At 56.2% G+C, this 12130-nt stretch carries 14 protein-coding genes; 10 read left to right on the top strand and 4 right to left on the bottom strand.

The window, feature by feature from the left end; all coding sequences use genetic code 11:
• Window positions 1-90: 90 nt before the first annotated feature.
• Window positions 91-1356 (top strand): Hsp70 family protein, encoded by a 1266-nt coding sequence (locus RYB66_RS10830; RefSeq protein ID WP_002555408.1) that lies wholly within the window; start codon window positions 91-93, stop codon window positions 1354-1356.
• Window positions 1357-1495: 139 nt separating this feature from the next.
• Here the strand turns inward: RYB66_RS10830 and RYB66_RS10825 are convergent, their stop codons facing one another.
• Together RYB66_RS10825 and RYB66_RS10820 are read right to left on the bottom strand one after the other, a co-directional pair.
• The gene (locus RYB66_RS10825) at window positions 1496-2506 is read right to left on the bottom strand and encodes an AI-2E family transporter (RefSeq protein ID WP_002555409.1); all 1011 of its coding nucleotides are present in this window, start codon (window positions 2504-2506) and stop codon (window positions 1496-1498) included.
• A 188-nt stretch (window positions 2507-2694) separates the two neighbouring features.
• Window positions 2695-2985 (bottom strand): PsiF family protein, encoded by a 291-nt coding sequence (locus RYB66_RS10820; RefSeq protein ID WP_005732120.1) that lies wholly within the window; start codon window positions 2983-2985, stop codon window positions 2695-2697.
• Between the two features lie 152 nt (window positions 2986-3137).
• Between RYB66_RS10820 and RYB66_RS10815 the strand changes: the two genes are divergently transcribed.
• Window positions 3138-4019 carry a DMT family transporter gene (locus tag RYB66_RS10815; protein ID WP_002555411.1) on the top strand — a complete coding sequence of 294 codons (882 nt, stop codon included), beginning with the start codon at window positions 3138-3140 and terminating at the stop codon, window positions 4017-4019.
• Here the strand turns inward: RYB66_RS10815 and RYB66_RS10810 are convergent.
• Entirely contained in the window at window positions 4016-4249 is a 234-nt protein-coding gene (locus RYB66_RS10810) for a hypothetical protein (RefSeq protein WP_005732119.1), read from the bottom strand. The genes RYB66_RS10815 and RYB66_RS10810 overlap by 4 nt on opposite strands.
• 279 nt (window positions 4250-4528) lie before the next feature.
• On the opposite strand from RYB66_RS10810, the gene osmE reads away from it, so the two are divergent.
• The 7 genes from osmE (at window position 4529) to RYB66_RS10775 (ending at window position 8810) form a co-directional block, all read left to right on the top strand.
• Entirely contained in the window at window positions 4529-4867 is a 339-nt protein-coding gene (osmE, locus tag RYB66_RS10805; RefSeq protein ID WP_002555413.1) for an osmotically-inducible lipoprotein OsmE, read from the top strand.
• Window positions 4868-5061: 194 nt separating this feature from the next.
• Complete coding sequence (locus tag RYB66_RS10800) at window positions 5062-5550, top strand: Hcp family type VI secretion system effector (RefSeq protein WP_004655811.1); 489 nt, start codon at window positions 5062-5064, stop codon at window positions 5548-5550.
• Between the two features lie 9 nt (window positions 5551-5559).
• Window positions 5560-6534 carry a hypothetical protein gene (locus tag RYB66_RS10795; RefSeq protein WP_016982349.1) on the top strand — a complete coding sequence of 325 codons (975 nt, stop codon included), beginning with the start codon at window positions 5560-5562 and terminating at the stop codon, window positions 6532-6534.
• Window positions 6531-6908 carry a hypothetical protein gene (locus tag RYB66_RS10790; RefSeq protein WP_016982348.1) on the top strand — a complete coding sequence of 126 codons (378 nt, stop codon included), beginning with the start codon at window positions 6531-6533 and terminating at the stop codon, window positions 6906-6908. Before RYB66_RS10795 ends, RYB66_RS10790 begins: the two co-directional genes overlap by 4 nt.
• Window positions 6909-6978: 70 nt before the next feature.
• Complete coding sequence (locus RYB66_RS10785) at window positions 6979-7350, top strand: hypothetical protein (RefSeq protein WP_029241045.1); 372 nt, start codon at window positions 6979-6981, stop codon at window positions 7348-7350.
• An 84-nt stretch (window positions 7351-7434) separates the two neighbouring features.
• Window positions 7435-7809 (top strand): hypothetical protein, encoded by a 375-nt coding sequence (locus tag RYB66_RS10780; RefSeq protein WP_016982346.1) that lies wholly within the window; start codon window positions 7435-7437, stop codon window positions 7807-7809.
• A 461-nt stretch (window positions 7810-8270) separates the two neighbouring features.
• On the top strand, window positions 8271-8810 hold the full coding sequence (locus tag RYB66_RS10775; protein ID WP_004655820.1) for a bacterioferritin: 540 nt from the start codon (window positions 8271-8273) through the stop codon (window positions 8808-8810).
• 304 nt (window positions 8811-9114) lie between these two features.
• Here the strand turns inward: RYB66_RS10775 and RYB66_RS10770 are convergent, their stop codons facing one another.
• Complete coding sequence (locus RYB66_RS10770) at window positions 9115-11181, bottom strand: AsmA family protein (RefSeq protein ID WP_016982345.1); 2067 nt, start codon at window positions 11179-11181, stop codon at window positions 9115-9117.
• Window positions 11182-11404: 223 nt separating this feature from the next.
• Between RYB66_RS10770 and RYB66_RS10765 the strand changes: the two genes are divergently transcribed.
• Window positions 11405-12037 (top strand): TetR family transcriptional regulator, encoded by a 633-nt coding sequence (locus RYB66_RS10765; protein WP_005782057.1) that lies wholly within the window; start codon window positions 11405-11407, stop codon window positions 12035-12037.
• Window positions 12038-12130 lie beyond the last annotated feature (93 nt).

Here is a 12130-nt window from a genome sequence, read left to right as displayed (position 1 = left end):
CCAAGTAAATATAAGCGACGTGTCGCGCTACGCAATTGGCGCGCGCTGACATAAACTGCGCGGCCGTTTTTTGACTGGAACGTAAAAGACATGAATGACCAATCCCCGGCCCGTGCCTGCGGCATCGATTTCGGCACGTCCAATTCCACCGTCGGCTGGCAACGACCCGGCGTGGAATCGTTGATCGCGCTGGAGGACGACAAAATTACTCTACCGTCGGTGGTGTTCTTCAATATGGAAGAACGCCGCCCGGTGTATGGCCGCCTGGCGCTGCACGAGTATCTGGAAGGTTATGAAGGCCGCCTGATGCGCTCGCTCAAGAGCCTGCTGGGCTCAAAGCTGATCAAGCATGACACCAGCGTGCTGGGCACGGCGATGCCGTTCAAGGATTTGCTGGCGCTGTTTATCGGCGAGCTGAAAAAACGCGCCGAGCACACGGCCGGACGCGAGTTCGAGCAAGTGGTACTGGGCCGCCCGGTGCATTTCGTCGATGACGATGCACAGGCCGATCAGGAAGCCGAAGACACACTGGCCGAAGTGGCCCGCAAGATCGGCTTCAAGGACGTATCGTTCCAGTTCGAACCTATTGCTGCGGCATTCGACTACGAGTCCACCATCAAAGACGAAGAGCTGGTACTAATTGTCGACATCGGCGGCGGTACGTCGGACTTCTCGCTGGTGCGCCTGTCACCCGAGCGACGCCAGCACGATGATCGCCAACAGGACATTCTTGCCACGGGCGGCGTGCACATTGGCGGCACCGACTTCGACAAGCAGCTGAGCCTGCAAGGCGTGATGCCGCTGTTCGGTTACGGCAGCCGTATGAAAAGCGGTGCCTACATGCCGACCAGCCACCATATGAACCTGGCGACCTGGCACACCATCAATGCGGTGTACTCGCAAAAGTCGCAGCTGGCGCTGGGCAGCATGCGTTATGACATTGAAGACACGGGTGGCATCGACCGCCTGTTCAAGCTGATCGAACAGCGCGCCGGGCACTGGCTGGCCATGGAAGTGGAAGAAACCAAAATCCAGCTGACCCACGCTGAAAACCGCCATCTGCCAATGGACCGGGTGGAAGCAGGATTGAGTGTGGACCTGAGCCGGGTGATGTTCGAGGCGGCAATCGACGCTCAGCTTGAGCGCGTGCGCAACAGCGTGACGAACTTGCTCAGCGACGCGGGCGTGAGTGTCGAACAGGTCAACACGGTGTTCTTCACCGGCGGCTCCAGCGGCATTCCCGCCCTGCGCAACAGCGTCTCGGCGATGCTGCCCAACGCCCGCCACGTCGAAGGCAACATCTTCGGCAGCATCGGCAGCGGCCTGGCGATTGAAGCGAAGAAGCGTTACGGCTAGTGGCATGACTCGGAGCGCAGGCACGGTAGTTAAAGAACTATCGTTCCTCACGCTCCAGCGTGGGAATGCCGTTCGTGACGCTCTGCGTCACAGATTCCAGCCGCAACGCAGACTCTAGCCAGTCAGATATCCACGCGCCCTAGACCAACCCTTCCTTCTGCAGTTCGCTCTTCAAATACGCATAGTAAATCGGCCCTGCCACCACACCCGGCAGGCCGAATGCGGCTTCGAACAGCAGCATCGCCAGCAGCAACTCCCACGACTTGGCATTGATCTGTCCGCCGACGATGCGTGCATTGAGGAAATACTCGACCTTGTGAATCACGATCAGGTAACCCAGCGCAGCCAGCGCTACCCAGATCGAGATCGACATGCCGACAATGAAAATGAGCGTATTCGACATCAGGTTACCCACCACCGGCAACAGGCCGAGCAGGAAGGTCATGATGATCAGGGTCTTGGTCAGCGGCAGGTGAATCCCGCACAACGGCAGGACGATGGCCAGGAATACCGAAGTAAACGCCGTGTTGAGCAGGGAAATCTTGATCTGGGCGAAAACGATGTTGCGAAATGCGCGACTGACCAGATACAGACGATCGAACAGTGCGGCCGCCAGCGGCTTGCGCGCATGGACATCGGAAATACGCTGCAAGGCGATGATTGCCCCCAGCACCATGCCGATCAGCATGGTAACGAACATGTGTGCTGCGCCCTTGCCGATCAACTGCAACTCGCCGACGTGCTTCTGCAGCCACTGCCCAAGGGAGACCTGAAACTCCGCCGCACTGGCAGGCAGATAGGCATCAATGAACGGCGGCAGCTGACCGCGCGCGCGATCCACCAGGGTCATGAACTTGTCCAGCGAGGCCCCGGGGTTTTCGGCTTCGTGCAGCACAAAGCTGATGACACCGGCAAAAATCAGTGTCAGCAGGCTGACCACCACAGTACCCAGCAGCGCTACCGCCAGCCAGCGGGCGCGTTCGCCAGAGATCAGACGCTGCAACTTGGGGGTCAGCATGTTGACCAGTTCGAACACCAACAGTCCGGCCAGCAGGCTGGGCAGCAACTTGAATGGCAACACCAATAACAGACCGCCAAATACAAGAATCCAGCTGGCTATTAACACCTGACGCGCAGAAAACGTTGGCATAGACCCTCAACGGGCAACACAAGGAAGGTGGGCAGTCTGCCAGCCTTCTCAGTCGAGAACCAGTGATCCGAAAGCCGGAAAAAGTGCGGCGCAATCATCTGCCCGATGATCGGCTCGATAACGGCGCCAAAGTGCAGTGTTTACTGCACCCGCGCGCCTTGTCTGTAGCGATGGCTCTGGCTGGAAAATTATTTCTTCTTGAGACAATCGCTCATGAAACTCTTGCGAGCGTCGCCCTTGAGTGCCTGAGTACTGGCGGTCGCATTGCAGGTCTTCATCTTGTCCTGCTGGGTAGCTGCCGGCGTTGGTGCCGCTTTCAGGCAAGTGCTCATGAACGCCTTGCGCTCATCGCCCTTAAGCGATTTGGCGCTGGCGTCGGCATTACAAGTGGTCATTTTGTTCTGCTGCGCAGTCGCCGCGAACCCCTGAGCAGACAGCATCAAGCCAACGAGCAATAAAGGAATACCGAGCTTCTTCATCGATCCACTCTCCAGAACCACCGCACCGGACGGCGCAGGCTGTGATTCAGTGTAGTCAGATGTTGCGACCCATGACGGGGCACACTGCATCGCCGCTGGCATTCTCGGCCAACAGGCGGATAATTACGCCTCGCTTTAACGATGATTCCCTCATGCAATACGCTTTTCCACTGATTACAGTCCTTATCTGGGCGATCAATACGGCCGTCACCAAGGCGTCTGCCGGAGTGATCTTTCCGGCTGAAATAGGCTTTTATCGCTGGGCGCTGGCAGGCTTGCTGTTCACACCCTTCATGCTCAGGCCTGTCTGGGCGAACCGTGCCGCGATCAAACCGGTGCTGGGTAAAATTTTCATTCTTGCCGTGCTCGGCACTGCGATGTATCAAAGCCTGGCGTATTTCGCTGCAAGCCTGACGACCGCCACCAACATGGGGATCATTCAGTCGCTGGTGCCCATGATGGCGCTGGGGCTGTCGATAGCCTGCCTGGGCAATCGCCTGACCCGGGGCGCACTGCTGGGCGCTGTGCTGTCATTCGTGGGAGTGGTAGTCGTGGTGTCGGCGGGCAATCCCGCTGGGCTGATCGATCATGGCGTCAATCGGGGCGATGCGATGGTGCTGGTGGCCGCAGCGTCGTACGCGGTCTACAGCACGCTGCTCAAGAAGTGGCAGTTGTGCCTGCCGCCCCTGCAATTGCTTTACGTACAGATTCTGCTGGCGCTTATCGTGTTGCTGCCGCCTTTTATCCTGTCGGCAAAAACCGGCTTGAATGCCAGTAACATTCCGATGGTGCTGTATGCAGCCATTCCGACTTCCATGCTTGCGCCATGGTTGTGGATGACCTCGATCATGCGTCTGGGGCCCAGCCGCACGACGCTGTTCTTCAACCTGATGCCGATCGCCACGGCATTGATTGCCGCGGCGACGCTGGGCGAACAACTTGCGCTCTATCACCTGTTCGGCGGAGCGCTGACCCTGTGCGGCGTCATCCTTGCAGAACGCTGGACGACCCCGCTGCGGTCAAAGACGAGTTAGGCAGTCGCGCTGCCCTCACTGCCCTCCACACTATGAATTGACACATCGGTGATTCCGGCGGCGTGAGCCATGCCGGCTTCACCGACTGCAAGATCGTCCAGCTCGACATGGTGCTTGAGCGCCAGCTCGTGTACCACTTCGATGATGGGCACATCCAAATTCTCGATGACGTCTACGTGGTGCTCGCCCAGCAAGGTGTACTCGATTTCATACAGTTCTTTATCGCTCATCGCATCTTCCTGGCCGTCACTGAGGAGCGGCTGATTAACGAACTACGGTCCGACAACCGATGACCGAGCCCAGGGCCGGACCCTAATGTCCGACCGTGCCATCAGATTGACCTCGCGGTTTCGGGAACGTGCTGGCGAATATTCAAAGGGCCACCTCGCGGTCAGGGATTGTCGCGAGAGGTACTGCCGTATCGCCATCTTTTTTTCGAACTCTTAGCCCGGTTTCCTGCTCAAAGCGCTACCGGGCCAAGACCGGCTCTGACATGTGGAGCAATAACGATGTACAAGAAAATCTTCGCGGCGACTTTTGTATTGGCGACGATGGCCGGCTGCAGCAACACAACCGTGCAGAACCCGGTGGATTACGTCACTTATCGCAACGAACCGCTGGTCAAGCAGGTTGAGAACGGCATGACGCGCCAGCAGGTCCTGACCATCGGCGGCGAGCCGTCGAGCACCATCGAGCGTAAGGTCAACCCAGGCACCTGCAACAATTACGTCCTGGCCAAAGATGGCCACAAACAGGTTTACCACGTCAGCTTCAACAGCGACGGCCGCGTGACCAACAAAGGTTTCATGACCTGCGAACAACGCGAGAAAAACGAAAAAGCGATGTAACGGAAATAACTTACAGACGCCCGACGCGCAATGCGCCGGGCATTTCTATTTTGATGTTTAAGTATTAAACCCGTCATTAGACATTGCGTTTCAAACCACCGCTTGCGCCTTGAAACACGTGTACAAATTTGCTGTCATAGCCACTCATCTTAAAATCACTACACCGCATCACTAATGACCAAGGAAAGGTTCATATGGCTTTCGACGCTTTTATTCAGATCGCAGACATCCCGGGCGAGGCGCTAGACGAGAAGTACAGCAAGTGGATCGAAATCACCGGCTATAACTTTGGCGTCAACCAAAGCACCTCTGCCACCGCCAGTTCCTCGGGCGGCGCTTCATCCGGTCGCACCACCATGACCAACTTCACGTTTACCAAATACCTCGACAGCGCCAGTTGCAAGCTCATGGAAGCCAGCTGCGCAGGCCAGCACCTCAAGGAAGTGAAGCTGGTACTCTGCCGCGCAGGCACCGACAAGCTCAAATACTACGAAGTGGTTCTCGAGGAAGTCATCATCGCCGACTACACCCAGAGCGCAAGCGCCGGCATCCCCATCGAAATCGTACAGCTCAATTACGGCCGCATCAAAACCACCTACACCCTGCAGAAACGTGTCGATGGCACAGCAGGCGGTAACGTGGCTGGCGGCTGGGACCGGATCAATAATAAAAAGTACTCGTGAGGCACGACCATGGCCGAAGCACGATCGTTCATAAACCCCAGAACACAGACTTTTGACTCTCTGAAAACGAACCTTGCGCTGCCAAAGAACAGCAAGGCCAAGTTCGTCGCCCTCAATTCACACATCTCGGGCGGCGTCGTCCTGCCCGGCGAGATAGTCATCCTCGGCGACGCGTCCACCCCATCGTCCACTGCTCAGGAAGCGTTCCTGATGGCCAAGGCTGCGCAGGTGCATACGGCGTTGCTGGTCAATGGCGCTGGTGGGGATGACTTTTTTCTTGAGAACTTTGAGCTGCTCAAGCAGGCGATCTCCTACACATCCATGGGCATAGGCGCAGCAAGTGATGGCTGGAGTAAACACCTGAAGTCTATTCAGGAATCGCTTCAAGACATCGAAAAGCTATACCAGCAACATATGGGCTCCGGCGCCATGACACAACGAGACGAGTTCTATGCCAAACGTACAGAGCTTTTTATAAAGCTTGACAAACAACTGCGTAATTTTCTGTCCTATGGATCTGGGCTACGCCACGAAGGTTCGATCAAGAGACTGCTCGGGCTTTCAACCAGCAGCTACATGCACACAGGAGAAATCGCAGGATACGCTGACAAGGTGTCCGGAGTGGCCAAAGCCTCTAAATGGATCAAGAGAGGAGCCTACATCGGAACCGCGCTTGAAGTTGGTTCTAAAGCGATTGAGATCCGTAATGCCTGTACGCTAGGCCGAGAGGAACAGTGTCGAAAGGCAAAATATGTCAAGGGTAGTTCGTTGGTAGGCAGTGTAGCTGGGGCAGGCTTGGGCGGGGCGGGCGGCGGCTTCCTTGCTACAGGCTTATGCGTTTTAGCTCTCGGAATTACAACAGGTCCAGGTGCGCTGGCTTGTACCGTCGTTGGAGGTGCTGCTGGTGGGTGGGCTGGGGGGGAAGCAGGCGAATGGGGCGGCGAGCATTTGGGTGAAATGCTCTACAAGGAAATTACAGAATGACAAGTGATCTAATAGGTCTCATTTTTGGAGCGCTATTGATACTCATCATAATAAATCTATTTGCCACGGCAGTTATTGCGCACAAGTATGTTGAGACTATAGAGAAACAACTACCCAACTGCTCTTCTGTACAGACAATTAGAGAGGCCTGGTCGGGAGGTGGTCTGATTGGAAAAATCATGCGCGGCGGCATTATCGCAACAATACTCATGGCCCCCAACCTGAGCACCAGAAGGGGACTTATCGACATTAAGGAAGTCAGAAACCTTTCAGGGTTTTACAAAAAATCTTTACTCATCCCGACAATCGTGACGTTCTTTTTGTTTTTCTGCCTTATGGCACTCAGGGTTTCAGCTTATTTTTGGGGATTTTAAAAACCTGCCCGAATAGAAAGTATTACTTTGAATAAAACGCTCATACGCCATGTTGAAGGTCGATCAGGTCATGACGAATATCCCGATAGGCCTGATCGGCCTGTTCATAATGGTACCGATGATACTAAATCTCATCGCCACCGCCGTCATTGCGCACAAATACGTTGAAATTATAGAGGAGCAGCTACCAAACTGCTCCTCCGTGCAGACCATCAGAGAAGCATGGTCAGGCGGCGGCCTGCTCGGAAAAGTCATGCGCGGCGGCGTTATTTCAATAGTACTGATGGTGCCAAAGCTAAGCGCCAAGAGAGGCGTCATTGATGCCAAAGAGGTCGAGAAACTCCCAGCATTTTATAAAAAACTTTTGATAATCCCGACAGTCGTAAATTTTTCTTTATTTATAGCGATGATGGCACTTCGTATTTTTCCGGGCCAGAATTAGCACTCGATGACGACAGGATAGAAGGCATACATGCCCCTTTCATAAAGCGTACAAGGGAACAGTATTCATGAGCGAGATCAGAACTTGACCAGTATCGAGCCGGGCCTGATTGGGATTTTTTTGTACGCTGCCTTGTTCATCATTATTCTCGCGTCAGCCTACGTAGCACATAATTACACGCACATTTTCGAATCCCACTTACCCAACTGCAAGCTCATCACAGACAACAAATCCACGTACGGCGACGCAGGCATGCCTGGAAAAATGGTGCGATGCGGGATGATGTATCTGTTTTTGATTTTTCCCGGCTTGGGTAAGAAACGAGGCCTTATGGATATAAAGGAATCCAGAAGCTTTCCTAAAAACATGAAGTACCTGCTGTTCATCCCCTGGACAGCGCAGATCGTGGTGCTTATGGCATTGATCTGGCTCACGCAGTTTGTGATTCCCCGCGCTTGAAAGATGATAATGACGCGCACCCAAGCAGGTCCGGGCGCAGGGTAGACGGTGGTGATTTGCCTAAATTACCCGACGAATCACAGCACATTCCCCAGGTTAGAAGGTACACCACGCCCCAGAGAACCCTCCAGAGCGCAGTATCAGGCCCACCAGCAGGTTGACGCTTAGAAAACCAGCTTGAACAGGGCAATAACCACGACCAGGCCGATCAGAAAGATGATGCCGACGGTGCTTCCCAGAAACTTAAGCATTGTGTATCTCCACGATTTATTTGGGTCTCATGGTTGGGACCGCAGCGTTCTGCACTCGTTTCTTATATTTTTACATTCAGTCACAACCGTCCGCACCGGCGAAAATCCGATAAAACTTTTCCCCTCCTCCAGCACTCACAACCTTTGCTGATCCTGCCGGGCACCATACAGAGCGGGACAGCAAAACCTGATGAACCCTGGAGATAAATGATGATTTCTGCACCGCAATCACAGCTTTCCGATGTAAATACTCTGCGCCAGCGTGCGCGCCAGAACGTTGAAAATGGTGCTGTGACTGAAGGTTACAGCGCTGACCGCGAAACCGTGCTGCGCCTGCTCAATGAGTCGCTGGCGACCGAGCTGGTCTGTGTGCTGCGCTACAAACGCCACTACTACATGGCGTCCGGCCTCAAGGCGAGCGTGGCGGCAGCCGAGTTTCTGGAGCACGCTGAACAGGAAGCACAGCACGCCGACAAGCTGGCCGAGCGCATCGTGCAGCTGGGCGGCGAGCCGGAATTCAACCCGGACCTGCTGTCGAAGAACTCCCACGCACAATACGTTGCGGGCAACACGCTGAAGGAAATGGTGTACGAAGATCTGGTTGCCGAGCGCATCGCGGTCGACAGCTATCGCGAGATCATTCAGTACATCGGTGACAGCGATCCGACCACCCGCCGCATCTTTGAAGAGATTCTTGCTCAGGAAGAAGAGCACGCCGACGACATGTCGGACATCCTCGAAGGCCTGTAACAAGCGGCCACAAGTGAAAAGCCAGGACCTGTGTCCTGGCTTTTTTTGTGGACAACTGGAATGCGTGTTCGACGCACGACTATCGTTCCCTGTGCTCCCTTTGCATGCCGATCGTGACGCTCTGCGTCACAAGCCTGCATCGCACCGTACATCAAGACCGGACGCGGAGCGTCCAGAGCGGCATGCGACGCGGAGCGTCGCACGATAGTTGAGATTATCGTTCCGCTCGCTCCAGCGTCGGAATGCATTGCGTGACGCTCTGCGTCACAGATCTGCATCGCACCGCTGATCCTTGAGTGTGCAATCACTTCACCGTCTTCGGCGCCTTGCCGGTGCGCATCTGCTCCAGCAGCGGGCCGCATTGGTTCGGTGCGCTATCGCCTGTCGCGACCAGCGCCAGCAGACCGGCCACCGGGCCTACGGTTGCACCGAGCAGAACCATACCGGCGCCGCGCAGCAGTAACGGGCCGGACTGCACGCCTGCATTGGGCTTGGCGAACGGGCCGTTGACGTACAGTGGCGAGCGTAACGAGAACACGCGGAAGCCCTTGGATTCCGGGTTGATCTGCAGGTCCAGTTGCTCGGTCTTCATGTTTGCGGTGCCATTGATGTAGATGATGGCGTTCTCGGTATCGAAGACGAACAGCCGACTGGTCGCCAAGCCGTCCTTGATGCCGAAGTCAGAAGCCGCGCAATTGATCTTCACGTCCTTGTCGCCAAACAGCTTGCCCACCACGTAGTTGCCCACGTTGAGCCCGGCAATTTCCATCAGGCCACGGCTGATCGCGCCGTCGTTGACCAGCATTTTCATTTCACCGTTGGCGGTGCCGAGCAAAGCGGCAATCGAGTTGCCTCGGCCACTGATGTCGGCATCGCCATTCAGCTCACCGAAGCTGGTTTTCATCGGTTCAAAGGTCGGGAACAGCTGCTTGAGCTTGAAGTTGCGCGCCGACAGCTTCGCCCTGCCCTGCAACGGCTTGTTGCGGCCGTCGAGGCGGATATCCGCATCCAGCTTGCCGCCTGCCACTCCAAAGCGCAGCGGCTCCAGGCTCAATTGACCATCGTTGAGAATCAGATGGGTATACAGGTCGGTGAACGGTAAGTCCGGGCTTTGCACAATGCGCTTGCCGGTGAACTCCACGTCGGCATCCATCGCTCGCCAGCGGTCGGTCTGAAATTCTTCTACGGGCAGGACTTTGCCCGATGGCTGCTTGCTCTCGCCACCGCGCTTTTTCTGAGCGGCATTTGAGTCCGCACCGATCAGTGGCGCGAGGTCGCTGAACAACAACTGATTGGACACCAGCACGCCGCTCAGCTTCGGCCGTGGCTGGCTGGCTACGTAACCCAGATCGCCGTGGATATCGCTGTTGCCGATCTTGCCGTTGAAGCCTTCGTAACGAAAGTTGGCTCCTGCCGGGTCATGCAGTTTGGCGATCAGGCGGCCATCGGTGGAGTAAGCCGGAGAGTCCGGCAGGGTCACGCCGGTCAGCGGGTACAGATTGCTCAGGCTCGCGCCGGAAAGTTTGAGGCGCAGATCCAGCGCACCCAGGTTCTGTGGGTCGGTCAGGGTCCCGGCGATGACCGCGTGGGTATCACCGACCTTCACATCGGCCTGCACCGGGAAAGGCTGACTGGCATCCTTGAGTGCGAGAAGGCCACCCACCTTGCCGGTGCCGCTCAGCTTCTGACCGTGGTACTGGCCTGTTACAGCCAGACCAAACGCGTAGTCCTGAGGTACTGCGCCCTTTTCCTGGGCCTTTTGCGCTTCCTTGCTGCCAACGATTTCGCTGAACGGGATCGGCTTGCCGAGCAGGTCGATCACCACATCCAGATTGGCATTCAGTGTCTGGTCATTGAAACTCACCAGCCCCTTGTCGAACTTGATGGCCCCGATATCCACCACCCATTTGGAAGGTTCAGCGTTCGGGTCGGATTTGGGCAGGTCGAACACCCAGTTGGCGCGACCATCGGCCAGCCGCTCAAGCTTTGCCTCTGGACCGGTCAAATCGATACGCGGGATGGCCACTTGCTGAGCCAGCAGCGGCAACAGCGAAAGACGAAACTCAACGTGCTTGAGAGTGACCATCTGCGGAGTTTTCGACCACTCGGGATTACCCAGTGTCAGGTCATCGGCCACGAAGTGCGGCGACGGCACCCAGGCACGCCAGCCACCGAGCTCGGGCTCGCGCGTCCAGCGCACATCCAGGTCACCATTGATGGCGAACGGGCGATGCAGCGCTTCGCTGACTTTCTCATTGAGGGTAGGTTTGATGCGGTTCCAGTCGAACGTGACAAGCACAATGACCAGTATGGCCAGCACCACCAACAACGTGGCACCTGTCCAGGCGAAAATCTTGCGGCTGCGCGTCATGCGTGACTCTCCAGAAAACAGCGCCCCAACCCTGGCGCGCTGAATACGACATGAATGTTCGACTGACAAACGCGCCGAGGGTTTGATTTGAATACGAAATCGCACCAAAGGCCAGCACCCGCGCTGCAGCGCACGTAAAAGAGTTTGAATGAAAACCCTTTCGACGCAGGTAAAGCGCATTTGCTAAAGTGCAGTCCAGCCTAATCCAAGAATCGTTTGAGCCATGCTGCCCCGCGCCGAACAGAAACAACAGACCCGAAGAGCCTTGCTTGACGCTGCCCATCAGTTGATGGAAAGCGGGCGCGGCTTCGGCAGCCTTAGCCTGCGGGAAGTGGCACGCACGGCGGGCATCGTGCCGACCGGGTTTTATCGTCACTTCGAAGACATGGACCAGCTGGGCCTGGCGCTGGTAAGTGAGGTCGGCCAGACCTTCCGCGAAACCATCCGGCTGGTACGCCACAACGAATTCGCCATGGGCGGGCTGATTCGCGCGTCAGTTAAGATATTTCTAGAGCGTGTTTCGGCCAATCGCTCGCAGTTTCTTTTTCTGGCCCGTGAACAGTATGGCGGCTCTCTTAAAGTGCGTCAGGCTCTGGGGGCTCTGCGCGAGGGCATCAGCGCCGACCTGACGGCCGACCTGGCAAAAATGCCCAAATGGCAGCACCTGAACGCTGACGCGCTGTCGATCATCGCCGACCTTGTGGTCAAAAGCGTGTTCGCCATGCTGCCGGAACTGATCGACCCTCCACCCGCTTCGCTTGCACCGCACCTGACACCTCAGGCCAAGATTACCCAGCAACTGCGCTTCATCTTTATCGGCGCACGGCACTGGCGTGGGCTCGGCAGTCACGATTGAGCGTCAGTTGAAGTCAGTGATAGCACCAAAACAGGTCGCTTTTTTGGTTGCGCATCATAAATGAGCACGACAAGGCCGTGCACAATTAAAAGT

The sequence above is a fragment of the Pseudomonas syringae group sp. 243L2 genome, from assembly GCF_032587875.1.
GTDB classification, from domain to species: Bacteria; Pseudomonadota; Gammaproteobacteria; order Pseudomonadales; family Pseudomonadaceae; genus Aquipseudomonas; species Aquipseudomonas amygdali.
The sequence above is the reverse complement of the archived record's forward strand: the minus strand, read 5'-3'. Positions and strand labels throughout refer to the sequence as shown.